At 71.1% G+C, this 24,116-nt stretch carries 22 protein-coding genes; 16 read left to right on the top strand and 6 right to left on the bottom strand.

Translation table 11 applies throughout. The features are described 5' to 3' along the window. Positions 1-109: 109 nt before the first annotated feature. Together ACFVXC_RS31845 and ACFVXC_RS31840 are read left to right on the top strand one after the other, a co-directional pair. On the top strand, positions 110-1,057 hold the full coding sequence (locus ACFVXC_RS31845) for a mycofactocin-coupled SDR family oxidoreductase (RefSeq protein WP_389912275.1): 948 nt from the start codon (positions 110-112) through the stop codon (positions 1,055-1,057). A gap of 47 nt (positions 1,058-1,104) precedes the next feature. Continuing rightward, complete coding sequence (locus tag ACFVXC_RS31840) at positions 1,105-2,751, top strand: amidohydrolase (protein WP_389912272.1); 1,647 nt, start codon at positions 1,105-1,107, stop codon at positions 2,749-2,751. A gap of 56 nt (positions 2,752-2,807) precedes the next feature. Here the strand turns inward: ACFVXC_RS31840 and ACFVXC_RS31835 are convergent, their stop codons facing one another. The 3 genes from ACFVXC_RS31835 to ACFVXC_RS31825 all read right to left on the bottom strand — a co-directional run bounded on the left by ACFVXC_RS31835 (position 2,808) and on the right by ACFVXC_RS31825 (position 6,843). Further along, complete coding sequence (locus ACFVXC_RS31835) at positions 2,808-4,646, bottom strand: alpha/beta fold hydrolase (protein WP_389912270.1); 1,839 nt, start codon at positions 4,644-4,646, stop codon at positions 2,808-2,810. Positions 4,647-4,709: 63 nt separating this feature from the next. Continuing rightward, on the bottom strand, positions 4,710-5,450 hold the full coding sequence (locus ACFVXC_RS31830; RefSeq protein ID WP_389912267.1) for a hypothetical protein: 741 nt from the start codon (positions 5,448-5,450) through the stop codon (positions 4,710-4,712). A gap of 28 nt (positions 5,451-5,478) precedes the next feature. After that, positions 5,479-6,843 carry a hypothetical protein gene (locus ACFVXC_RS31825; protein WP_389912264.1) on the bottom strand — a complete coding sequence of 455 codons (1,365 nt, stop codon included), beginning with the start codon at positions 6,841-6,843 and terminating at the stop codon, positions 5,479-5,481. A gap of 187 nt (positions 6,844-7,030) precedes the next feature. Between ACFVXC_RS31825 and ACFVXC_RS31820 the strand changes: the two genes are divergently transcribed. Together ACFVXC_RS31820 and ACFVXC_RS31815 are read left to right on the top strand one after the other, a co-directional pair. Further along, positions 7,031-8,518 carry a hypothetical protein gene (locus ACFVXC_RS31820; protein WP_389912261.1) on the top strand — a complete coding sequence of 496 codons (1,488 nt, stop codon included), beginning with the start codon at positions 7,031-7,033 and terminating at the stop codon, positions 8,516-8,518. Positions 8,519-8,555: 37 nt separating this feature from the next. Further along, positions 8,556-10,055, top strand: coding sequence for a hypothetical protein (locus tag ACFVXC_RS31815; RefSeq protein ID WP_389912258.1), 1,500 nt, complete (start codon positions 8,556-8,558; stop codon positions 10,053-10,055). Positions 10,056-10,068: 13 nt separating this feature from the next. Here the strand turns inward: ACFVXC_RS31815 and ACFVXC_RS31810 are convergent, their stop codons facing one another. Continuing rightward, positions 10,069-10,785 (bottom strand): 1-acyl-sn-glycerol-3-phosphate acyltransferase, encoded by a 717-nt coding sequence (locus ACFVXC_RS31810; protein ID WP_389912256.1) that lies wholly within the window; start codon positions 10,783-10,785, stop codon positions 10,069-10,071. A gap of 169 nt (positions 10,786-10,954) precedes the next feature. Between ACFVXC_RS31810 and ACFVXC_RS31805 the strand changes: the two genes are divergently transcribed. Beyond that, positions 10,955-11,203, top strand: coding sequence for an acyl carrier protein (locus tag ACFVXC_RS31805; protein ID WP_389912254.1), 249 nt, complete (start codon positions 10,955-10,957; stop codon positions 11,201-11,203). Beyond that, positions 11,200-12,405 carry a beta-ketoacyl-[acyl-carrier-protein] synthase family protein gene (locus ACFVXC_RS31800; RefSeq protein WP_389912251.1) on the top strand — a complete coding sequence of 402 codons (1,206 nt, stop codon included), beginning with the start codon at positions 11,200-11,202 and terminating at the stop codon, positions 12,403-12,405. The genes ACFVXC_RS31805 and ACFVXC_RS31800 overlap by 4 nt, the downstream gene beginning before the upstream one ends. A 283-nt stretch (positions 12,406-12,688) precedes the next feature. Here ACFVXC_RS31800 and ACFVXC_RS31795 read toward each other — a convergent pair whose 3' ends face one another. Further along, entirely contained in the window at positions 12,689-13,747 is a 1,059-nt protein-coding gene (locus ACFVXC_RS31795; RefSeq protein ID WP_389912248.1) for a VWA domain-containing protein, read from the bottom strand. A 256-nt stretch (positions 13,748-14,003) separates the two neighbouring features. Between ACFVXC_RS31795 and ACFVXC_RS31790 the strand changes: the two genes are divergently transcribed. Then, entirely contained in the window at positions 14,004-14,462 is a 459-nt protein-coding gene (locus tag ACFVXC_RS31790; RefSeq protein ID WP_389912246.1) for an SRPBCC family protein, read from the top strand. 80 nt (positions 14,463-14,542) lie between these two features. Here the strand turns inward: ACFVXC_RS31790 and ACFVXC_RS31785 are convergent, their stop codons facing one another. After that, on the bottom strand, positions 14,543-14,845 hold the full coding sequence (locus ACFVXC_RS31785) for a hypothetical protein (RefSeq protein ID WP_389912244.1): 303 nt from the start codon (positions 14,843-14,845) through the stop codon (positions 14,543-14,545). A 478-nt stretch (positions 14,846-15,323) separates the two neighbouring features. Here ACFVXC_RS31785 and ACFVXC_RS31780 point away from each other — a divergent pair, with 478 nt between their 5' ends. The 9 genes from ACFVXC_RS31780 (at position 15,324) to ACFVXC_RS31740 (ending at position 24,080) form a co-directional block, all read left to right on the top strand. Beyond that, complete coding sequence (locus ACFVXC_RS31780; protein WP_389912241.1) at positions 15,324-15,731, top strand: rodlin; 408 nt, start codon at positions 15,324-15,326, stop codon at positions 15,729-15,731. 161 nt (positions 15,732-15,892) lie between these two features. After that, a complete protein-coding gene (locus ACFVXC_RS31775; RefSeq protein ID WP_389912239.1) occupies positions 15,893-16,318 on the top strand; it encodes a DUF6299 family protein in 426 nt (141 codons plus the stop codon). Positions 16,319-16,479: 161 nt separating this feature from the next. Beyond that, positions 16,480-16,743 carry a BatC protein gene (locus ACFVXC_RS31770; RefSeq protein ID WP_389912236.1) on the top strand — a complete coding sequence of 88 codons (264 nt, stop codon included), beginning with the start codon at positions 16,480-16,482 and terminating at the stop codon, positions 16,741-16,743. After that, positions 16,740-17,945, top strand: coding sequence for a cupin domain-containing protein (locus ACFVXC_RS31765; RefSeq protein WP_389912233.1), 1,206 nt, complete (start codon positions 16,740-16,742; stop codon positions 17,943-17,945). Before ACFVXC_RS31770 ends, ACFVXC_RS31765 begins: the two co-directional genes overlap by 4 nt. Positions 17,946-17,955: 10 nt before the next feature. After that, the gene (locus ACFVXC_RS31760; protein ID WP_389912366.1) at positions 17,956-18,852 is read left to right on the top strand and encodes a sucrase ferredoxin; all 897 of its coding nucleotides are present in this window, start codon (positions 17,956-17,958) and stop codon (positions 18,850-18,852) included. 713 nt (positions 18,853-19,565) lie between these two features. Further along, the gene (locus ACFVXC_RS31755; protein WP_389912230.1) at positions 19,566-20,312 is read left to right on the top strand and encodes an FG-GAP repeat domain-containing protein; all 747 of its coding nucleotides are present in this window, start codon (positions 19,566-19,568) and stop codon (positions 20,310-20,312) included. A gap of 148 nt (positions 20,313-20,460) precedes the next feature. Then, on the top strand, positions 20,461-21,078 hold the full coding sequence (locus ACFVXC_RS31750) for a LuxR C-terminal-related transcriptional regulator (RefSeq protein ID WP_389912364.1): 618 nt from the start codon (positions 20,461-20,463) through the stop codon (positions 21,076-21,078). A 228-nt stretch (positions 21,079-21,306) separates the two neighbouring features. Beyond that, entirely contained in the window at positions 21,307-21,984 is a 678-nt protein-coding gene (locus ACFVXC_RS31745) for a DUF4255 domain-containing protein (protein ID WP_389912227.1), read from the top strand. Then, on the top strand, positions 21,981-24,080 hold the full coding sequence (locus tag ACFVXC_RS31740) for an ATP-binding protein (protein WP_389912224.1): 2,100 nt from the start codon (positions 21,981-21,983) through the stop codon (positions 24,078-24,080). Before ACFVXC_RS31745 ends, ACFVXC_RS31740 begins: the two co-directional genes overlap by 4 nt. Positions 24,081-24,116 lie beyond the last annotated feature (36 nt).

Below are 24,116 nucleotides of genomic sequence, written 5' to 3'. Positions count from 1 at the left end.
CCTGGATTTCCGCCGCCACCGCCATCAGCGCCCTCGGAGACCGCGAGGAGCAGCGGAGCAGCTGATGTGTGGGGCATGTGCGGGGCATGTGCGGGAGCCCGCCGCTCCCATGCTCCGCTCCCGGGAGTCGGCGCACGACAGTCGCTCCGATTCCGCCCTGGCCAAGCCGACCGCCGCGCGGTACATCACCAACATGACCCCGCACAACGGCTACCGGCGGAACAAGGAAACTCAGGGACCGAAGGGGCGCCTTGACGGCAAGGTGGCCTTCGTCACCGGTGCGGCCGGAGGGCTCGGCCGCGCCCACGTTCGCCGGATGGCGGAGGAAGGCGCCGACTTGGTCATCGTGGACATATGCCGGTCGGTCGACACCGTGCCCTACCCGCTGTCGACGCCGGAGGACCTGTCCGAGGCGGTCGAGGAAGTGCGGGCGCTCGGACGCCGCGTCGTGGCCCGGCAGGCGGACGTACGCGATCGGGACTCCCTCCAAGAGGCGTACGACGCCGGGCTCGCCGAGTTCGGACAGATCCACGTCGTTGTCGCCAACGCCGGGATCGCACCGCTCCTCGTGGAGGACAGGGTGCAGGCGTGGCACGACGCCATCGATGTCAACCTCAGCGGGACCTTCCACACCGTCGAGGTGGCCGTCCCGTCGATGGTCGCCGCCGAGCAGGGCGGTTCGATCGTGATCGTCAGCTCCACCGCCGGCCTCGTCGGCATCGGCGGGGCCAGCAACGGCGGCCTCGGCTACGCCGCCTCCAAACACGGTGTGGTCGGGTTGATGCGTACATACGCCAACAACCTCGCCCCGCACAGCATCAGGGTGAACTCGGTGCACCCCACCGGCGTGGCCACTCCCATGGTGACCGACCCCGCCATCGCCGAGTTCGTCGCCCAGGACCCGATTCTGTCCGAGACGGCGCCCAACGCCCTTCCCGTGGCCACGATCGAGGCGGTCGACGTGTCGAATGCCGTCCTGTGGCTGGCCTCGGACGAAGCCCGCTACATCACCGGTGTCACGCTGCCCGTCGACGCCGGATTCATCAACCGCCGCTGAGTCACCGGGGTAGAGCCGAGCAGGAGCCGAGCTGGAGGTGGAGCGCCATGACCGATCAGTACGCGGACACGATCCTGGTGGGTGGGCACGTCAGGACATCAACGGGCTGGGCCGAGGGGCTCGCCGTACGCGCCGGTGTCATCGAGACGGTCGGCGGCGACAAGGATGTGCTGCGACGGCGCGGACCGGGCACGCGGGTGGTCGATCTGGCCGGCGCCACCGTCCTCCCGGGCCTGCACGACCTGCACGTGCACCCGATCTACGCCGGGATCCGCGAACGCCGCTGCAAAGTCCCGCAGGGTTCGGGCCTCGCCGACACCCTCCACATCGTGGCCGAGCACATATCTCGGACCGCCCCCGGCACCTGGGTCCTCGGCGGGCAGTGGGACACGTCCGCGCTCGGCACCATCCCGGACCGGACCCTGCTCGATGCCGTCTCCCCCGCCCATCCGGTCCTCCTGGAGGACACCAGCGGGCACAGTTCATGGGCGAACAGCGCGGCACTCAGGATCGCCGGAATCGGCCCCGGCACACCTGACCCGCCGGGCGGCATCTTCGAGCGGGACGCCGCGGGCGATCCGAGCGGCATACAACGCGAGACCGCCGCCGATCTGCTCGCCGCCTCGGCCCCCAAACCGGCCGACGAAGAAGTTGAGGCGGCTCTGGAGTGGTCCCTCAAGGAGATGCTCTCCTACGGGATCACGTCGTTCACCGAAGCCGCGGTCGGGTTCACCGCGGGGCCGCGAGCCGAACTGCGGGCCTACACCCGTCTCGCCGCGCGCGGAGCCGTCGGGCAGCGGGTGCGTCTCAGTCTCGTGTGGTCCCCCAACGACCCCACGTGTGAAGACGTGATCGCTGCGCGAAACCTCTGCGCGAGCGCCCACATCACGCCCGACTGCGTGAAGATCTTCCTGGACGGGGTACCGACCGACAGCCACACGGCGGCGATGATCGAGCCCTACGCGGACACGGTGGCGGGGCGGGACGACGAAGCCGGCCGGCATGGGCTGCTCGCGATCGCGCCGGCGGTCCTCGATCGGGCTGTGACCCGCTTCGATCGGATGGGCATCACGGTCAAGTTCCACGCGGCCGGCGATGCCGCGGTCAGGGCAGCGCTGGACGCCATCGAGGCCGCCCGTACCGCGAACGGCCACGGCCCCTGCATGCACAACGTAGGACACTGCACGTTCGTGGCGAAGTCCGACATCGAGCGCGCGTCGCGGATCGGTGCGACGTTCGAAGTCTCTCCGTACTTGTGGCAGCCCTCCCCCATCTGCTCGGACATCGCTGCGGCCGTCGGCCCGGAAGCGATCGAACGCGTCTGGCCAGTGCGCGAGATGCTCGAAGCCCGCGCACTGGTCGTGCCGGGGTCCGACTGGTGTGTCGTGCCGTCGGTGAATCCTTGGTCCGCCATCGAAACGCTCGTCACCCGGCAGGCGCCAGGGGGCAGCGCCGACTCCTTCGGCGCGTCCCAGGCCATCACGCTGGAACAGGCCTTCGACCTGTTCACGGTCAACTCCGCACGCCAGGAGGGAATGGCGAACAGCCTGGGCCGCATCGAACCGGGCATGCTCGCCGACGTCATCGTCGTCGACCAGAACCCCTTCGAAGCGAAGATCACCCAAGTGCACACCACCGAAGTCGAGATGACGTTCATCGAGGGTGAGCTGGTCTTCGAACGCGCACGTACGTGACAGGACCGTGGTCGTTGTGGACAGCGCCGGCTTCAGCTGTGCGGGAACGTCCGAGATCACCGGGGCGAGGAGGCCGGGGTGGATGAACCGCCCCCGGCGACCCGGGATGCGCTCTGCTCGCCGATGGCCCGGGCGACCTCCTCCGGGTGCGTCAGCTGGGGATGGTGGCCCGCGTCGGCAAGCACCGTCACGGTGGCGTGCGGGAGGGTGTCCAACAGGGCCTGCCCCTCGGCGTTGAGCGGATCGTCGGAGCCCACGACGATGTGGACACGCCCTGGGTAGCGCTGAAGCTTGGCCCTGAGGTCCGCGCGCCGCTGTGGGTTCGCGGCGAGAGCCAGGAGGCGGGCGACGGTGGCCGCGACAGAGCCGCGGCGAAGATCCGCGACAGCCGGTCGGAGCGCGGCCGCTCGGCCCGTGGTGCCGGTCAGCCGTTCGGCAAGCGCCTCGGGAGTCGTCCGGCTCAGGTACTGGCGGGTCAGGGGCGTCCACTTGAGCATGCGCGCCGGGGGCTGCTGCAGGAAGAACGGTGCCACGAGGGTGAGTTGATCCACAGCGCCGGGATGGGAGAGCGCGGCCTCGACGGCGGCCGCGCCGCCGATGGAGTGGCCCACCAGATGACGGGCACCGGTCTCCGTCACCAGTGCGCTCAGCCAGGCCGGCCAGTCCTGGTGGCGTCCCGTACTCATCCCCAGGCCCGGCAGGTCGACGGCACGGGCATGTCCGAGCGCCTCGACGGCCGGCGCCCAGGTGTCGGCGTTGACCGGCAGACCGGGCAGCACCACCGTGGCGGCGCCCGCGTCACCGAGTTCGAACGTGCGTATTCCGCCCGGTGCGGTGAACCGCCTTTCACCTGCGGGGACGTCACCGAAGCGGTGGGCTGCCAGATGGTCGGCCCAGCGGCGGATCGTTGTGCCGGTGTCCGGCATGGTCAGCCCGTGCCGGGCGGCGAAGGCATGGGCGGGGTCGGTCGGGTAGCGGTCGGTCGACAGGAACGTCAGGGTCTCCGGATCGGCCTTGGTGAGCCGGCGGGGTAGCCGCTTGAGCAGGGGTACCGGGATACGTGTCCGGGGCACCTTGACGCCGTAGTGCTCCGCGATGAGCGTGAGCAGGTCGGGCAGTGCGGGCGTGTCGTCGGCCAATGGCCAGTACGCGGTCTGTCGGGTGGCCTCGTCCGTCGGGAGCAGGGTCATGAACCGGGCGAGGTGGTCGGCGGCGACCACCGGCACGAAGGTCTGACCGTTTCCCGGCAGCGCCGCGAGTGAGCCCTGCCAGAGGTCTTTCACGTTGGAGGCGAGTCCCAGGTACTGGTCGGACTCCCCGGTGACGCTGTCTCCGATCACGCTGGGCGGGTTGACGATGGTCCAGGGAACGCCCGCCCGCGCCGCCTCGGCCTGGAACACGGCGTCCGCCTCGAGGCGGGATGCCTCGTAGGCGCCCAATTCCCGGTAGGTGTCCCGTCGTCGCTGTTCACTCCACGGGGCGGAGGCCTGACCGCCCACGCGGTATCCGGAGACCTGGACCAGGCGCCGCAGGTTCGGTAGTCGCGCCGCGAACGCGACGACCGCGCGGACGCTGTCGACGTTGGCACGACGGGCCTCTTCCGCCGCCATCCCGAACCGGTAGGCACCGGCGCAGTTGTAGATCTCGGTGATGCCGTCGAACTCGCCCTCGATCAGCGACGCCTTGGTGAAATCGACCCGGAGGTCGGCCGGGGCCCGGTCGTACCCGTGCCGGGCCAGCCACCGGACCAACCGCCGGTAGGACTCCTCGCTCCGACCGGCCGCGCTCACCCTGACGCCGGTCCGGCCGAGCGTGAGCACGACGTGGCGTCCGATGAAGCCGCTCGCGCCCAGCACCAGTGCGTGCCTGGCCCTGGCTTCCTTGGTTTCCGTCATGGACGGAGACTAGACCGGTCTATATATTTTGCAAGCCACCAAGACGTCAGATCCAGGTCGTGGTCAGAAGTAGCGCGTGAAAGCGTCCGGGTCGACGGCGAACAACCCGTGGAACGGACTGTCCATTTGGTAGATGAGAAGCACGGTGAAGCTGATGAGGGCGGACAGGCCCATCACCATCACGACATGGGTGAAACTGCGCTGGACACCGAACATGAACATGAAGGCGATGGTGAGGGCGCCGCCGACGATCAGGCCGAACCAGATCACCGGTGAAAGGCGCTCCATGGAGTCGGACTCACGGCCGCGACGCGCCTCGTCCAGAGTGCTCAGCTGCGCCAACACCTCCTGGGCCGTGGCCATTTCGGCCGGTGTGGCGTCCGCGGGGACCTGACCCGCCGCGCGCACCCCGTCCAGCAGACGCCAGCCCTCGGGGCCCAGCGGGGCGCGCTCGGCCATCGCGGGCCACTCCGTGTCGGTGACGTGCCGGACGTACTTCTCGATCCCGCCCCGCACCCGGCCGGCCTGCGCCGAGGGCAGGCCCGCGGCGATCAGATGGATCTGGTGCGCGGCACTGGCCTCGGTGGCGGTGTGGTCCTCGGCACCGGAGTGGGTGTCCCAGACCGACACCAGGGCGAGGCCGAGGACCAGGGCGTACAGGACACCGACCATCATGGAGATGTACTCGGCGACGTCCTCGCGGGGTTCCTCGTCCGGACCCGGCGGCCAGAAGCGGTGTTTGAGCAGAACGACCGCCGCTGCGAGCAGGGCGACGCCCAGAACGATGGCGAGGCTTTCGATCATCGATGGGTCCCGTTTCGTGGCGGCACGGTCAGAGTCTGCGGGAGCCGAACACGGCGGCCGCGATGGCTGCGGGCAGCAGGACGAGCAAGAGCGCGGCCACCATGCCCATGCCAGTGGGAGTGTGGTCTGTCCGGACGAAGCGGCTGAGCAGCGGATGCCGCGGCTCGGCCTCCTTCGGCACAGCGGCTGGTGGCACCGCGGGCGGCAGAACCGCGGCTGGTGGCACCGCGGGCGAAACCGCTGCCGGAGCTTGTCCCGCACCGTCGGGCACGGCGGGCGGAGGGGGCGGAGCGACACCGGGTGCTGCCTCCTCGGGTGCGGCTGGCCCGGGTGGTGCGACTCCCGGAGGTCCGACGCCAGGCGCCCCGCCGCCGGGTGGTGCGGCGCCGGGTGCCGCGATGCCCGGCGGCAGGGGTACTGCGGGGAGCTGTGACGCGAGGCGGGGCACGGAAGCTGGTGTCCCGGCTCGCGGCCGCTGTCCGGGATTCACCACGGGCGTCCGGGGCCGTGGCGCCAAGGGAGTTGTGGGCGCCCGAGCCCGGAGCGTGAAGCGCGCCAGGGCCCGTGCCGTCAACCGCGGGGGTATCACCGCTTCACCGCGTGGGCCGAGGGTGCGGAGCAGGTCGCTGCCGTCGGCGCGCCCCCCGCTGACGTACGTGCCAGGGGGGCGCCGGACGACGGCGGTGCACGCGGCATGCGCCCCTGCCGCGAGATGGGCGACGACGGGCCGCCCGCCCGTACAGGCGATCCGGGCCGGGGCAAGGACCGGGTCCGTGATCCGGACGCCGTGGACGGGCCGGTTGCCCCGGTTGGCCAGGACGTAGCGGACCTCCGCCTGCCGCGGGCCGGTGACCCGTGCCGTCTCCGTCAGGGTCAGGGCCGCGCCGACCCCGGTGTACCCGGAACGCGCGGTCGCCCGCACGCCACCGGCGGGCAGGGAGCGCATGGCCGCCTGCAGGGCACCCGCGCGCAGATAGGGCTGCTGTCCGACCGCCCGCACCTCGCCGATCCAGTCTCCGGGGCGCGCGGCGCCGGTCGCCGTGCACCGCACCGAACGCAGCCCCGCCAGCATCGGCACCCGGTCCCGTCCGCCGGGGCAGCGGATCACGGCGCCCGGCATTCCGGGGTCCCGCACCCGCACTTCGTACAGGTCGGCGCCACCGCGATTGACGAGACGGTAGGACTTGACGACGACGGCGCCGGTCCGGATGCCGGGGTGCAGAGCGCCGAGGCCCGGCCGGGAGTTCACCGTGACCTCCAGGGCAAGGCCGTGCGAGCCGGGGCCGTCGGCGGCGGAGGACCCGGCAGCCGACCAGCAGCCCACGGTCACGAGAAGACCGGCCAACAGCCACCGCCCCCATGCCGTTGCCGCACCCTCTCGCCCGATGATCACACCGGAAGATGCTCACGGGCACCCGTCGGCAGTCGACCCCGGCACGCGTACACGCTCGGTGATTCACCCGAGCGGTGGCAGTGGCCTGCCGAACGGCACGGCGGCGGTTCTACTGCTGGGAGTGACAGGCCCGGCGTCGCGCGTTACCTCGCGTCCGGCCGGAACACCCGGAGATGAGGTGGCGGGTATGACAGCCCGGACAGCCGACGCGACCGACGCGACCGACGCCGTCGGCGAGCGGACGGCCGTACGACAGGAACAGTCGACACACCAGGGACTCCAAGGACAGCAAGAACAGCAGGGACAGCAGGGACGGCAGGGACAGCAGGCGCAGACCGATGCCGAGTTGCTGGTCGCGACCTCGGTGCTGCTCGCGGACGCCGCACTCGCGGCACGGCGGACCGGCGCGGGACTGACCGCGGCCGGTGCCAGCTGGCGGGTCGGGCTGCAGGCGCTGCGGCGCCCCGCGTGGGCGCTCGGCACCGCCCTTTCGGCGGCCCGCGCCATGTCGAACCCCGCGGGGCTCGGCCTCGCCGCCAACGGCGGCCTGGTCGGAGAGACCGTCCGGTCCCTGGGCGCCGTGACACGCCGGCGGCCCGCCTGCGTGGCGATGGCCGTGGACGCCTTCGCGCTGCGCATCGAGGCCGCCGCCCGAGAGCACCCGAACCTGGCGGCGCCGCTCGCCAAAAGGCTCACGGACGCCGTGGTCGCCGGACGCAGGCTCGAAGTGGTGCGTGCCGCGAGGGAGTTGGTGGACCTTCTCGGCGTCACCCGCACCTTGACCACGATCAGTCCCGTGATCATGGAGCTGCTCGCGCTTGCCGGACTGCTCGACGAGAACCCGACCAACGACAGTTTCGCCTGGGTCACCCTGGCAGGCGGCGTGCCCACCACCGACCCGCTGTTCGGCCTGCCCGCCGGTCTGATCCGGCACCTCAACCCGGGCCCGGGGCGCGCCGAGCGCACCGAGGCCGACGCGATGCTGACCCGCGTCCTGGCCCGCTCCGACAACGACATCGTGCGCTACATCGACGACATCTCCGCCCTCGGCAACCACGGGCTCGCCCTGTTGCGTCGCGTCGCCTGCGCGGACGGCACGGCGCGGCACGTCCTGCTGCTGCCGGGCACCAGTTTCGGGCGGCTGAGCAACAGCACCCCGCAGGACCTGGTCGGCGCGTTCGACGCGCTGCTGCGCACCGACACCACGTACAGCCGGTCCGCGAAACAGATGCTGCTGCGCGCGGGGGTGCCCCAGGGTGCGGAGTTGATGATCGTCGGACACAGCCTCGGCGGAATCACCGCCATGAACCTCGCCTGCGACCTCGACTTCGTGTCCACGTACCGGCTCACGCACGTGATCACCGTCGGCTCCCCCATCGACACCAAGCGCCCAGCCGACCCCACAACCCAGGTGGTCAGCCTCGTCAACGAGCACGACGTCATCCCGGGCCTCGACGGGCGCGGTCCTGCCTGTGCGAACGACATCCCGGACAGCTGGGTCGAGCTCTCCTGGCTGGACGAGACGTACGACTATCCCCTCTCCCACGCCCCTCAGTCGTACGCGGGCACCTTGCGCAGCGGCGATCTCCCGCACCGGGCCCGCGTGAACGAGCTCATCACCCTCTACGACGGCGAGATCCTCGACAACCAGCCCTATCTGCTGCGCGACAAGTGACGCCGCCAGCCAGCAACCCCCTATAGGGAGACCGGCGATGAACGCCAGTGACACCACGACAGCTCCCCGCAGGCCCGCGACGGCCTGGCCGCTGGAGAACGCTCTGATCAGCGCCGCGCTCGCGGCGCAGCGCGTCTCCTGGATCGACGCCCCGGCGCGCGCCCTGGGCCTCAAACCGTTCACCCGGCAGCACCTGACGCGGCAGGTCCTTGCCCAGCTGCGGCGCACCACGTCCGGTAGGCCGACCCGGCTGCGCACCGCGTTCGGCACCTTCCTGATGCCGTTGAGCGCCGCTGACGCCGCCGGCCTGATCCGCGGGGCCGACGAGGCCGACGCCGGGGGCACCGTCACCGCCCTGACCGCAGAGGGGCGCCGCCTGCGGCTGACACCCCATGTGACGCTGCCCGTCCCCCTCGACGCGCTGCACGTCCAGATGCGGGCGGCCGTCGGCGAAGAGGCCGCCGCCATCCACGCCGGTCGCCACACGGACGGCAGCATCGCCCGCGCCGACTGGTGCGCGCACACGGCGCGCCTGGCACGGCGGATCGTCCTCGGGGACGGCGCGGCCGACGACAGCCTCGTCAGCGCCATCCTCGAAGCCACCGCCCGGTCCGATGACAGCACCGAGTACGCCGCCCGCGCCGCCGCTCTGCGCCGCCGTCTCGACCCGTACGTCCATGACGCGCACCCGGGCGGACTCGCCGCCGCCGATCTCACCGACGACACCAGGGACGCCGTGCTCGAGCACGCCCTGGAGACCGTCACCCGGGCCCTCACCGACACGGCGTCACAGGCCCTGGCGCTGGTGACGGTGCAGCCGCTGATGCCCAACACCGACCGCACCGAGCGAGCCGAGGAGGCCGACCGCACCGAGCGGGCTGAGGGAGCCGAGCGAGCCGTCAGCGAGGCCCTGCACCGCTACCCGCCGCTGGCCGCCACCGTGCACGAGATCCGCGCCCCCTTCGCATGGCACGACCTGACCGTCGCGACCGGCACCGAGATCCTGTGCGCGACCGCCTGGCTGCGCGACCTGGACGAAACACAGGGCCACGGCGACGACCCGTCGGTGTCCCTGTGCGCGGCGCCCGCCCCGTGCGCCGCGGCCGAACTCGCCGTCCTCGCCGCCACCGAACTGGTCCGCGCTCTCACCCAGCACGCCGAACCGATCGTCCTGGCCCCGCACCTCACCCCCGACGCGCTGCCTGCCACCCTGCCCGCCGCTTCTCTCCGCATCGCCCTCGCGGACGCCGATCACCCGGCCGGCCACCCACCGCACGGCGCCGGCGCCCGCCCGGTGGCCGACGGGTACGTGCCGCCAAGCGCCGGACAGAGCCCCGCCCACTACGCCGCGCTCACCGCGGCAGGCGCCCGCAGCCTGGACGAGCACGCCCGGAAACTCGCCGACTGCGCACACCAGCCCGGCTGGAACCACGACGCGTTCGGTGAGCACTGCCGGATGACGTTGCTCGCCCACGCCGAGCGCTGCGCCCGCGCTGCCGCCGACGCACGCCGGGCCGCCGATTGGCTGACGAACTGAGCCCGGGCTCCCCCTACCAGAACGGTGTCGCCCGGCGGTGCCGGTCCCGGTCGACCATGCCCTGGACGGTGAACCAGACCTCGTCGCACAGCCGCCGCGCCGCCGCCGAGCGGGCCGCGAAGGAAGCCGCGCGGGCCGGGGCGGGGACCGGCTCGCCGATGCTGATCCGCCACTTCGCCGGAAGCGGCAGCGGGGTGGTGAGAGGGAAGTACGGCAGGTCGAAGCGGCGGGCCAGGGCCCGGATCTCACCGAGCTTCGGATACGTCTCCTCGGCGCCGACGATCGACACGGGCACCACCGGCACACCGGTCTGCACGGCGGTGACCGCGAAACCCGGGCCGAAGGGGCGCAGCCGGTAGCGCTGCGAGAACGGCTTGCCGACCCCGTCGAGTCCCTCGGGGAACACAGCGACGATGTGCCCCGCCTCCAGCCGGTCCCGGCCCAGGGTCGGATCGTCGGTGAAGACGTCGTGCCGACGGGCGTACGCGGCAAGGGGCGGCAGCCGGAAGACCGACGCGGAGGCGTAGAAGTGCACCGGCCGTCGCAGCCGACGGTGCAGGAGCTTGTGCAGGACGAAAGCGTCGAGCCCCCAGGCGCCGGAGTGGTTGGCGACCATGAGCGCGGGCCCGGCCAGCGGCACGTTCTCCAGACCCGACACCTCCACGCGGAGGTAGTCGTCGGCTAGCCAGGTCAGTACGCCGTCCAACAGGTCGGCGCCGGCTTCGGTCAAAGGTCCAGGACCCGCTTCTGACGCGTCTTCCGTATCCTTCATATCCGTTACATCTGTCACAAGATCCCACTTTCAGCTGAAAATGGGCCTTCGCAAGCCTAAAGATGCCATTGAGGTGGTCTCTCTCACTAGCGCCCGAATTCCGGACGCGTCAAGGGAAAGGCCAGCCATGAGTACCTCTGCGTCACCTGCGACCGCGGATCTGATCACCGGCCTGCTCGTCGCCAAGTTCGACGTCGACCCGGCCGCAGTCCGGGCCGATGCCCGCATGACCGACCTGCTCGCCGACTCGCTGATGGTCGTCGAGATGGCCATCACGCTCAAGGACGAACTGGACGTCAGCGCCACCGAGGACGAACTGCGGGAGCTCACCTTCGCCGAATTCTCCGCCCGCGTCGACGAGCGCCGCGCCGGATGACGCGGGACACCACCGTCGCGGTGACCGGCCTCGGCCTGGTCACCGCGGCGGGGGCCGACACGGAGAGCACCTGGGCCGCGGTCCGCGAAGGACGCGCGACCGCGAGGACCGACCCGGAACTGCGGGACCTTCAGGTCTCTCTGAGCTGCCGCGTCGACGCCGTGGACGAGCTTCGTCCGCGGCAGCCCGGCGCCGCGCAGCTCGATCCCGGCGCCCGCATGGGCCTGGCCGCCGTCGCCCAGGCCCTGGACGCGGCCAAGCTCGACCCCGCCGAGTGGGACCCCGCCCGCGTCGCCGTCGTCACCGGCTGCTCCGTCGGCGGCATGCACACCCAGCGGGCCGCCGGGGCTCGCCTCGCCGCCGACGGCCCGCGGAGTGTCTCCCCGTACTTCCTGACCGGCTATCTGCCCAACATGGTGTGTGCCGCCATCGCCCTGCACCTCGGTGTGACGGGGCCGACCCTGAACGTCGCGACCGCGTGCGCCTCGGGGGCCACCGCCCTCGGCACGGCCCGTGACCTGCTCGCCTCGGGCCAGTGCGACATCGCCGTGGTCTGCGGTGCCGACGCGGCCGTCACTCCGCTCATGGTGACCGGCTTCGCCCAGCTCAGGGCGCTGTCCGACCGGTGCTCCCGCCCGTTCGACACGGCCCGCGACGGCTTCGTCATCGCCGAGGGCGCGGGCGCCCTGATCCTGGAACGGCCCGAGCACGCGGCCGCCCGCTCGGCACCCCGGCTCGCCCGGCTCATCGGTTACGGGGCGAGCAGCGACGCCCACCATCTGGTGGCCCCGCACCCCGAGGGGCGCCACGCCGAGCGGGCCCTGCGCGCCGCGCTCGCCGAGGCCGGGGTCGCCCCCGGCGACGTCGACCATGTCAACGCGCACGGCACCTCCACCCCGCGTGGCGACGCGATGGAGGCGGCGGTCCTGGCTCGTGTCCTCCCGCACCGGCCGCCCGTCACCTCCGCCAAGGGGGCTCTTGGCCACACTCTCGGCGCGGCAGGCGCGATCGAAGCCGCTCTGACGGTACTGGCGCTGGGCGCGGACCTCGTCCCGCCCACCGCGGGGCTGACCGACCCGGATCCGGCGCTCGACATCGACGTGGTCGCCGCCAGCGCCAGGACCGTCACCTCGGCCGTCGCCGTCAGCGACTCCTTCGGCTTCGGCGGCCACAACGCGGTCGTGGTCCTGGCCCGGGGCTGAGCTCAGGCGCGTCGAAAGAAGCCGGGCGTGACGCCGTGGCCGACACCGCCTGCGGCACTCTGCTCCTAGGGGGTCCCTCGCCGCCGTGCAGGCGGTGGGGCTCCGGTGCTCTTGGCGGGTGCCATCCTCGCCGCGCCGCAAGGGCGGCTCCCCCGGCGCTCCACCGTGCCGCTGCCCTCCGGGCGACAGGACGTGCCGCCGTCCCACGAGCCAGCGGGACTCGGTCGAGGGGCAGTAGGGGCAGTAGGGGGCGGGCGTCAAGGGGCAGGAGGGGTCGGGCGTCTCAGAGCATGATGAGCAGACGTGTCTTCGGCTTGAGCTTCCTGTTCACCGAACGACTCTGCACATAGACCTCCAGCTTGGGATTGTTGCCCGCCTTCACCGAGACGGTTCCCTGAATACCCGAACCGAACAGAAGGCTGCGCGCCGCGTCTCCCGTATAGGCGCGATCGGTGTCTTTCTCGACCACGATGACTTCCTTGTTCGGCTGGACCTGAGCGCGGGCGCCCAACTGGTAGTAACAAGCACCGCGTTCGTACGTCACGCCCGGATGCGAATCGACGAAGGGGCGGATCTCGATCTCCTTGTCGACCTTGAGGAGCCGGTACATGTCGGCCGGAACCGGTTCGAGATTCGCCCGCACTTCGTCAATCGATATGTCCTGACCGACGGCGAACAGATTCTTCGTTCCACGCACACCCTGCTCGCGGGCCCGGAGGAAACTGGTGGCGGCCGCGCGTACGGTGCCTATCGCCTCTTCGACGCCCTCCTGGGAATCCGCGTCCCAGATGGCTATGTTTCCGGCTGGGAAGCCGTAGTTCTGGGCGGTCCGCTTGGCCAGGGAATTCGGAACGAGGATCGCCGAGGTCCAGTGGCCCGGAAGCCCGCCCATCTTCGCCGCGATCTTGTCCAGCCAGGGTCCGAGGATGGTCATGTCGCCGTCGTGCCGCCTGTTGCCGCCGGAGGCGTTCTCCTCGCCGTCCGTCACCACTATCTGGAGGAAGCTGTGCTCGCCGTATTCCTCCCATATGTGTTCCAGGTCGTCCAGAGACTTCAGGGAAGCCTCGATGAGGGCCGTGGCACCATTGTTGACCTGATAAAGACCCCGCATGGACGGCAGGTGCTTCACGTCCATGTCCCAAACGAGGTTCTCCACGCGGTGGTCGAAGGAGTAGAGGCTGATTCGGGTCTCGTGGCCGAGGCTGTCCGACTCTGCTTTCAAACCCGACACGAACTCGTCCACGACGCGGACGAGCTGATCCTGGTGCGGACGCATGGAACCCGAACAGTCCACTACCAGCGCCACGTGATTCACCTTGTGCTGGATCCTGTTGGCGGACATGTTTCTGCTCCTTCTTCGAGGGCTTCCCGACTGATTTCACTCTATGGGTAGGCACTGACAACGGCCTTTGACGCTCGATCACCCGCCGTCGCCCGACGCCGTGTTCGGCGCCTCGAAGCCGACCGGGAGCCCGCGGCACGGGCGGCCGTAGCGGTGGGCCCGGGTGCGTGGTCCATCGATCGGGTTCGGGCAAGGGGCCGGGTGGGAGCGGCAGGCGGTTGATCCACTGGCCGAGTGCTTGTGCGAGCATCCCGGCATGAAGCGCTTCGAGACCGTCACGCACATCTCCGCGTCTCCGGCAGCCGTCTTCGACCTGTCGTTGGACGTGGACCTGCACACCGCGTCCATGGCCGACTCCGGGGAGCGGATCGTCGGCGGGGTCCGCGCCGGACGTATGACGCTCGGCGACACGGTGACCTGGCAGGCCCGGCACTTCGGTGTGCGGTGGCGGATGACCTCACGCATCAGCGCGTACGAGCGGCCCGCAATATTCGTGGACGAGCAGGTGGCCGGGCCGTTCAAGCGGTGGCACCACACGCACCACTTCGCACCGGACGGGCGCGGGGGCACGGTGATGCGCGACGTGATCGAATTCGCGGCGCCGTTCGGCCCGCTGGGAACGGCTGTGGAGACGGCGGCTCTCGGCCGGTACATGCACGGGCTCATCGAGGCGCGCAACGTGTACGTGAGGGAGCGCGCGGAGGCGTCCGCCTAGGGCGAACCGGTCCACTGCCCGTGTCGCACCCTTGCTCCGATCAGCGTCGTCGGGAGCAGTCAGGAGGGAGCACCCTCATTTCATTGTTCCAGTCGGCGCAGGCAGTCGTCCCAGCGTCGGCGCCGTTCGGCCAGGGTCTGTTCCCACCAGGCCGTGCCGCGCTCCCCCAGTCCCGTCTTCGCGAGCTGTACGCGGGCTCGGGCCGCTTTCCGTGCGTCTTCGTCGTCGCCCGCGGCGGCCACGGCCCGGCGGGCTGACATCAGGTGGTGAGTCAGGCGCTCTTCCACTTCGTGGGGCAGGCGGGGGTCAGTCGCCCGCCAGCGTCGCCCCTTGATGATGACGAAATGGCCGTCTTCGGTGTACCGCGCGCTCTCTGCCGCCACGAAGCCATCATGACCCGCCTTCGGTGAGGATGCCGCTCCGCCGGGCCTGCTCGGCGAGCTCCCGCGGCCCGGCGAGCGCCGAAGCCCGCTCACTCTCCTGGAGCAGCACGCGGTCGCGCGGCACGTCCAGCCCGATCCACCGTGGTCACCTGCCACCCGGACGAGGCACGCACGCGACTCGGCCAACTGACGGACTCCTACGGCCTGTTGTCGCGTCGATGCCCGCGCGGACCGCCCCAACACCCCGTCCCGCCCCCGGGGTGCCGGGCTCCGGGCGCCGGACGGCCCGGCGCCCGGATGCCCCAACTCCTCCGCGCACGGCGCACCACATGACCTACCCGCGTGTGCTCATACGCTTTCCTGTCCTGCCGTCAGTTCTGCCCCGCCGACACTCTGCCAATGGGCGAATATGCCCGGCCCCAAGGCCTTGACGCTGTATTGATTCATGTCCTCAACCAAAGTTTCGTACTGGAGTGACATGCGAACCCGTACCTTCCCGCTGGCTCTCAGCCTTGCCGCCCTCTCCCTGGTCGGCAGCGCCGGCGGCGCGGCCGCCGTCGGCGACGACAACGGCACCACCAGCGCCAGTGGCAACAACGCCAAGGAAGCCTTCGGCAACAGTGCCACCCACGGCAACCAGAGCCTCCAAGGTGCCGCGATCCAGGGCTCGTTGAACAAGCTCTGCGCCGGTGTGCCCGTCAAGGCGAACGTGGGCTCCCTCGTCGGCATTCTCGTGCCGGTCGCCGTGCAGGACGTGCCGGTCCTCTCGGCGCCCCAGAACCAGCAGTGCGCCGATAACTCCACGCAGTCCAAGGGCGACGAGCCGCTGTCGCACCTCGTCCAGGACGTTCCGGTGCTCTCCGGCAACGGCACAGCCAACGGATGAACTGACGTGGCGGCGAGATGACGGTGGCCGCGTGCCTCCCGCTCGCCGCTGCCCCGGTCGCCGGGGGGGGGCATTCCCCTCCGGCGACCGGGGCACGCAACTCCACCAGGCCCGCTGCTGACGGAACTTCGAGTTCCGTCTCCCCTCACCCAAGAGGCCCCATGTCATTGCGCCAGGCCACCATGGTCTTCACCGCTTCACTGTTGCTGTGCACCGCACCCGCTGCCGATGCGCTCGCCGACCCGCACGAGACGGTGACCATCGACCCCGCAGGCCGCCTCGCCCCGGACGGCACCGTCACCCTCTCCGGCACTTACCAGTGCACCGGTGGCACTGGCCCCGTCTTCGTGTCCTCTTCTCTGACCCAGGGCAATCAAAGCGTCCGGTACGGCATCGGCGGCACCCGTGCGGTCTGCGACGGTGAGCAGCACGCCTGGACCAACACGGGACGCCCTTCGCCCGCCGCCCTCAAGCCGGGCGCCGGCCACGTCGAGGCTTCCGTGATGGAACTGGACTCGCGCAGCGGGCTCCCGCTGCCCCGCTTCCACGCCTCGCAGCGGCAGGACGTGGTGCTCACTCAGAGCTGACGGCGGCCTCGCCGACGACCGCCGGCCCGAGAAGCCGACCGGGCGCCCCGTGATCCCTTCAGGTTGCCGACCCCAATCGCGTGAGCGAGCTTGGTGGAAGCAGAGAGGGCCCTGTCTTGAGGGTGCGCCCGATCCCAGCCGTTCGATTCTCAGGAGGCACTATGTCCAACCCCGAGCAGGATCCGAACCAGCAGGAAGGCCCGGCGGACGGCGGAGCGGCGGGCAAGCCCGGTGTCCACGACGGCGGCGCGGACGGCGGAGCCGAAGGCCCCGCGGACGGCGGCGCGGCAGGCACCCCCGGCGTCCACGACGGCGGCGCGGACGGCGGAGCCGAAGGCCCGGCAGACGGCGGCGCGGCGGGCAAGCCCGGCGTCCACGACGGCGGCGCCGACGGCGGAGCCGACGAGTCCGGCAGCGGCGTTTGAGTGCTCCCCCGACCGAGCTTCAGGACGTCGGCGCCACTGCGGGCGTCGGCGTTCTGGAGACACGTCTGACCGGCCTGAGCCGAGATGAATTCGCCCGCGACGTCTGGGCGCGCACAGCGCTGCTCACACGCCGTGCGAGCGACTTCTCCGATCTGTTCTCCGCCGACGCCGTGGACGAACTCATCTCGCGTCGCGGGCTGCGTACGCCTTTCCTCCGCGTCGCCAAGAACGGCTCCACGCTCCCCGAGTCGTCGTTCACCGCGCCCGGCGGTGTCGGCGCCACCATCGCCGACCAGCTCGACGACACCGCTCTGTGGCGCGAGTTCGCCGACGGCGCCACGCTCGTCCTGCAAGCTCTGCAGCGCACGTGGGGGCCTGTCGCGGACTTCAGTGCCCGGCTGAGCACGGAGCTGGGGCATCCGGTGCAGGCCAACGCCTATGTCACGCCGCCGCAGAACCGCGGGTTCGACGACCACTACGACGTACACGACGTCTTCGTTCTCCAGATCGACGGCACAAAGCGCTGGCTCATCCACGAGCCCGTCCATCCCGACCCGCTGCGCGACCAGCCCTGGACCGATCGCCGCGACGCCGTCGCCGACGCCGCGAAGGGCGAGGCCCGCATCGACACCGTTCTCGAGCCCGGTGACGTTCTCTACCTCCCGCGTGGCTGGCTGCACGCCGCGCGGGCGCAGGGCGAGGTCTCGATCCATCTGACGCTCGGGATCCACGGCTGGACGCGCTACGGGCTCGCCGAACAGCTCGCCAAGGCCGCACTCGCGACGTTGCGCGACGATCCCCGGATGCGCGGCACACTGCCCCTGGGCGTGGACGGGCCGGAAGGTGAGATCGACATCGTCCGCGAACACCTCGTCGCCGCCGTCACGAAGGCCAACTGCGCTCCGTTGTTCCACCGCGCCAGGCGAGGCCAGGGGCGCCCCGCGCCCCTGGGGCCGCTGGCCCAGCTCGCGGCCGTCGACAGCCTGGGCCCCGACTCACCGGTGCGGCTCCGTGAGGCGCTGGACGTGCGACTTGAGGGCCGACGCCTGGCCACACGTGTGGGCTGGCTCGACTTCCCGGAGGCTGATCTGCCGTCGGTCACCCGTGTGCTCGACGGCGAGGTCCACATGTCCGGTGATCTCGGCGTCGACCTCGTCGAGAGGCTGTTGCGCGCGGGTGTGCTGGTGCCCGCCGAACAGTGACGTGGCCGCTGTGACGGCGGCGGAGCGCTTCTTCTGCGCCGAGGCCGCCCGGACACGCGGCGACTCGCTCGCGGGCACAGCACCGTACGGCTCTGTCTGGATCCTCATCGAGTACCGGGGCGGCTGGCCGCCCAACGGTTTCGACGGCCTCGATCTCGATCCCGCGACCAAAGGCCTGGTGTTCTCCGCCGCCCAAGCGGTGCGGGCCCGGATGCTTCTGATCAGACGGCACGGACGCCACAGCCCCGAGGCCCCCAGGCGCTGGGCCGTACTGCGCTACGACAGTTCCGGCGCCCACCGCCAGCAATGGGGCACGTGGAGCCGCGACGAGGACTTGGCGCAGATCGTCGATGCCCTCGGCACCCCCGGAGAGCTCGGCCGCCCGCCCGTCGTCCTCGTCTGCGCCCACGGTCAGCACGACACCTGCTGCGCCGTACGCGGCCGTCCTGTGGGTCGCGCCCTGAGCGAGCGCTGGCCGAATCTGGTGTGGGAATGCACCCATGTGGGCGGCGACAGATTCGCCGCCAACGTCGTTGTCGCGCCGGACGGTGTCTACTACGGCAATCTCGACGCCAGATCGTCCGTGGCGGCGGTCGAAGGGCACCTGACCGGCCGTATCCACGCGGAGCACCTGCGTGGATACACGGATCTCTTCCCTCCGCAGCAGGCCGCGGTCGCAGCCGCACTCGGGCGCTTCGGCCCGGCCGGTCGGCATGACTACGCCATCGTCGAGACATCCCGCGAAGACGACCGCTGGCGGATCCGCGTCACCGGCCGTCCGCCTGGTCCGGCGGCTCTCGACATCGAGGTGCGCTCCTATCGCACACCACCGAGTCAGCTGACCTGTCGCGGGTTGTCGATGAGTTCGGCCGTCCACTACGAGGTCACCTCGATCCGCGTCGGCTGAGGCCACGGGATTTCCGCCATGTCAGGGGCGGCCACGCCGCCGATCGTTCCTCCGGTGGCGTCGCGCACGGCCCGAGCCTGGTCTCCAGGAAGACAGTCACCGAGTGACGTGTCTGGACTGCCGCTCCCGCCTTTCGAGGAGTCGCACGCTTGCGCCATCTGTCACTTAGTGACACTGTCGCTAAGTGACAGAATGCGCCCGCCACACGACCCTTCCGGCGCCCCGCACCCCTTGTGGAGCCGCGGCGAACTCCGCACCCAGCCTGAACGCGCGGCCGACGCCGACAGGCAGACACACGCCCCCAACGCCGTGGGTCAGCAGCCCTGAACGGCGCGGCCACTCAGAAGTCACGTGGTGTGAAGAAAATCTGACACTGCCAAATACTCCGTCGCCTCACTAACGTCGTTCGCGGCGACGACGATTGCGGCGACGACGATCGCGGCGCCTGCTCGGTGATTCCTCCAGTGCTTCCCCAAATGACCCCAGACACTGCCCCTCCGCTTGCCCGATGAGACCCGCGCGTCCCATCTCAGCGTTCCAGGCCGCTTACGTTTCAGCTGGTCAAAGGCGTATTTCTCGTTCCAGCGTCCCCAACTGCCCGGCTTTCGTGGCGGTCGGAGCGGATCACCCCGCAAGCTCAAGCCGTGCCCTTACGGGAGACCCGAGAGACCCGGGAGGCACGTCCCGACAGCAACGACATGAGGAGTTCACAGATGCTGCGCAAGCGCTCACGCCTGATCGCCGCCCCGGTGGCGGCGCTCGCCCTGACGCTGACCGCCGCCGGGTACCAGGCCAACGCGGCGGGGTCGTCAGGATCGAGTGGCGCGGCGCGGTCCGGCGAGGCTGCCGCCGCGACGGCCCCGTGTCTGTCCGGCGCCACGACGCTGGTCGGCGACCTGGACGGCGACGGCCGTCCGGACAAGATCGTCAACCCCGGGCACACCGGCACCAAGACGACGGTCCAGTGGGGCGCCGCGGACGGCTCGTTCGGCAGCAAGAAGACGGTCGCCAAGCTCCTCGGCGCGAAGACGGGCGAGGTCGCCACCGCCGCGGTCGCCGACTTCCAGAAGGACGGCACCCTGGACATGGTCGTCAACCTCGTGACGCCCGCCGGCGGGGACGACCCCAACAAGGCACGCGTCGCTGAATTCCGCCCCGGCCCGCTCAAGCGGTCGAACCTGTCCTCCGCCGCCGCCCGGCACTCCGACATCGGCGACCTCGGCGAGGCCAAGCAGCTCCGCATCGCCAACTACGGCGACGACACGTACCCGGACCTCGCGATCCTCAACAACGCCGGCGACGGAGTGATCGAGCGGTCCGTGCGCCTGACCAAGCCGGGCAGCGGCCCCGGTGCCTTCGACTACGAGCTGCAGCAGAAGTACGGCGAGACCGGGACCCCGGCCGAACTGCCTTCCATGCCCACCGGCGGTTGGAAGCACTTCTACAAGTCCTGCTCCTGATACGCGCCATACACGCCCTGTTCCTGATACAGATCCGGCTCCCCATACGGGTCCGGCTGCATGTCACGCCCGAGTCCCGGTTACCGCAGTCCCAGAAGTGAGGAAGTTCGTGTCCAGCACGCCCCCGGCCCCCTCGACCGCCCTACCGATGACGAACCGGGTGCGGGTCGCCGTGACCGCCTCCGACCCGATCAGCCGCGAGGGCGTCCTCAGCCAGTTGCGCCGGCACCCCGAGGTCGAACTGGAAGGGGAGTCGGGCCCCACCACAGTCGCGCTGCTCATCGAGGACACCCTCGACGAGGCCGCGCTGACCCGGCTGAGGCGCGTCGTGCGCAGCGAGGGCGCGCGTGCCGTGCTCGTCGCGGGCACGGTCCGCGAGCACGAGCTCCTGGAGGTCATCGAGTGCGGTGTGGGAGCCATAGTGTGGCGTCACGAAGCGACCGCCCAGCGCCTGGTCCAGGCGGTGCTGACCACCGCCCGAGGCGGCGGCGATCTGCCATCGGACCTGCTGGGCCAGCTCATCGGCCAGGTGCGGCGCCTCCACAGTGGCGGCGCCGATCTGCCGGTGTCCTTCCTGAGCTTCACCAAGCGCGAGGTGGATGTCGTGCGCCTCGTCGCGGAGGGGTTCGACACTTCGGAGATCGCCATGAAGCTGTCGTACTCCGAACGCACCGTCAAGAACGTGATGCACGGCCTCACCACACGCCTGCACCTGCGCAACCGCGCGCACGTGGTGGCCCATGCCCTGCGTGAGGGCTACATCTGACCGGCCCGACTCCCGGAGTCTCACCGGGCCGACTCCTCGGAGTCTCACCGGGCGGGCTGCCCGGAATCTGACCGGACGGGCTCCCGAGCAGCCCATTGAGGCAGAGAGCACTGCCCCGACGTCATCCCTGGCGTCCCTGCGCTCCGGCCACTCAGGGGAGCAGGATCGACGGCAGGGCCGCCATCACATCGTTCGGCGGGGAAGCCAACGGCAGGTGGGAGCGCGAGAGTGATCCATGAGGTGGACGAGGTCCTCAAGGGCCTCATCGGCGGCGGGGCACTGGCCGGGTCCGGAATCGACGTGTCCTTCGACGTGCCCACCCGTGACTGGGCGGCCCGGCGCAACGCACCCGTGGTCAACGCCTACTTGTACGACATCCGGGAGGACGTGAGCCTGCGGCAGCGCGGCCACACCGGGCTGCGCGACAGCCGTGACATCGTCGTACGCCGCCGCCGTCCCCCGCGCTGGTTCCGGCTCGCCTACCTGGTGACCTCCTGGACGAAGACTCCGCAGGACGAACACCGGCTGCTGTCCGCCGTGTTGGCGACACTGCTGCCGCACGAGCTCCTGCCCGCCCAGGAACTCCCGGGCGCACTCGGGGACCTTGGCCTTTCGGTGCCTGTGACGGTCTCCGCCAACCAGTCGGAGGCCCGCTCCCTCGCCGACATCTGGTCGGCACTCGGCGGCGAGCTCAAGCCGTCTTTGGACGTCACGGTGACCGTGCCGTTCCCGGCGTACCCCGACTACGACGCGGGGCCGCCGGTCACCGAGGGCGCGACGGTCCGGGTCGGCGCTGTCGACGGCGGCCCGCCCCGGTCGAAGGAACGCGCCCACCGGCCCCACCAACTGGCGGCCGCGCGCTCCGCCCGCGAACAGGCGACGGCCCGCCCCACGGAGCAGTCATGAGCACCTCGTCGTTGTCGTCGCCGTCATCGTCGTCATCGCCGTCATCGTCGTCTTCGTCGCAAGCCCCCTCCCCCACGGCTGCCCGCCCACGGGACCTCGTGGCCACGGGCCCGGCCCGCTGCCTGCTCGACCGCCTCGCCGGACTACGGCAGACCGCGAGCGCCCTGGTCGAACACCGCTCCGCCGGGGATCCCACCGCGAGCGACCCGTTGCGCGGCCTGTACATGTCCGAGGAGGCCGTACGTCATCTGCTGCGGGCCTGGCCACGTGCGGAGCCGGACGCGGACGTCCCGCCGGAGGTGTGGGCGCCGTGGCCCGAGGACACCGGCGACCCCGACGACCGCCTTGCCCGGACGGCCGCCCGGCTGCACCTGACCGAGCTGGACGCGGCCGTCCTGCTCATCGCACTCGCCCCCGACCTGGACCGCGCCTTCGAGCCGCTGTACGGCTACCTCAACGACGACGTGAGCCGGCGCCGCGCCACCGTGGGGCTCGCCCTCGACCTGTGCGGGGTGCCCGCGCACCTGCCGGACGCCCGCGCCCGCTTCCACCTCGCGGCGCCGCTGCGTGCCCTGGGGCTGCTGACGGTCGAGGAGGACGAACGGCCGCTTCTCACCCGCTCCTTGCGCGTGCCCGACCGGCTCACCGCCCATCTGCTGGGTGACGCCTCCTCGGATGCCGCGCTCCTGGGCCTGCTGCGTGCGATGCCGGTCCCGCAGCCCCACGCGGAGCACGACGAGGGCTTCGTACGGCAGCTGGCCGCCCGAATCGGCGAAGGGCCGATCACCGCCTATCTGCGCGAACACCGCGAGGGCGATGCCCTGGCCGTCCTCGCGTCCGCCCTGTGCGCGGCAGGTCTCGACGCCCTGCGGTTCTCCGGCCCCGCCGACCGCGTCCCTCAACTGTTGCGCGAGGCACGTCTCAGCGGCCGGGCCGTCGTCGTGTCCGGCCTGCCCGAACAACCGGGCCCGATGGTGGCCGAGTTGACCGCGGCCACGGATGTGACCGTACTCCTGGCCGATCCTCGGCCCTACGACCCGCAGTGGTCCGCGCACGACCCTCTGGTGCTCCAGGCGCCCCGGCTCCCCGCCGGGGGAACGGCCGCGTGGCGGACCGCGCTCGGTCCGGCCGCCGACGCCTTCGACCTGGCAGGCACCGTGGCCCCGTACCACCTCGGTGCCGAGCGCATCGGGCGCGCCGCACAGGCCGCCGCCACGCTCGCCGCCTTCGACGGGACCGCGCTCACCGCCGCCCACGTCCGTCTCGCCGCCCGGCAGCAGTCGGCATCGGGCCTCGAACAGCACGCTCGCCGGATCCGGCCCGCGGTGACCTGGCAGGACCTGGTCCTGCCCGGCGCCCCCCTCGCCCAGCTGCGGGAACTGGCCCTGCGCGCCCGCCACCGCGACCGGGTCCTCGGCGCCTGGCGGCTCAGCGCGGGCGGCGGCCGTGGACGCGGGGTCGTCGGTCTGTTCGCGGGAGAGTCCGGCACCGGGAAGACGCTGTCCGCCGAAGTGGTCGCCGCCGATCTGGGAGTGGACCTCTACGTGGTCCAGCTCTCCTCGATCGTGGACAAGTATGTCGGCGAGACCGAGAAGAACCTGGAGCGGATCTTCACCGAGGCCGACCGCACGGACGCCGTACTCCTCTTCGACGAGGCCGACGCCGTCTTCGGCAAGCGCTCCGAGGTGAAGGACTCCCACGACCGGTACGCCAACATGGAGAGCGCCTACCTGCTGCAGCGCCTGGAATCCTTCGACGGCATCGCCCTCCTGACGACCAATCTGCGGGCCAACATCGACGACGCGTTCACCCGGCGCCTCGACCTGGTGGTCGACTTTCCCTTCCCCGATCCCGGGCAGCGCCTCGCCCTGTGGCGGCACGGCCTGTCGCACGTACCGCGCGCCGATGGCATCGAAGTCGACGGCCTCGCCCGGGACTTCGAGCTCTCGGGCGGCGCCATCCGCAGTGCGGTGGTCACCGCCGCCTACCTCGCGGCCGGACGGGACGAGCCGGTCGCGACGGGCGACCTGGTGGAGGGCGCCCGCCGCGAGTACCGCAAGGCCGGCCGCCTCGTCCCGGGCGAAGCGAGCTGGTGACCGCCGACCTCACCGGGTGACCGGGTGAACCGGGTG

The organism is Streptomyces sp. NPDC058257, from assembly GCF_042881845.1.
Classification (GTDB): domain Bacteria; phylum Actinomycetota; class Actinomycetes; order Streptomycetales; family Streptomycetaceae; genus Streptomyces.
This window is presented reverse-complemented; position numbering and strand designations above follow the sequence as displayed.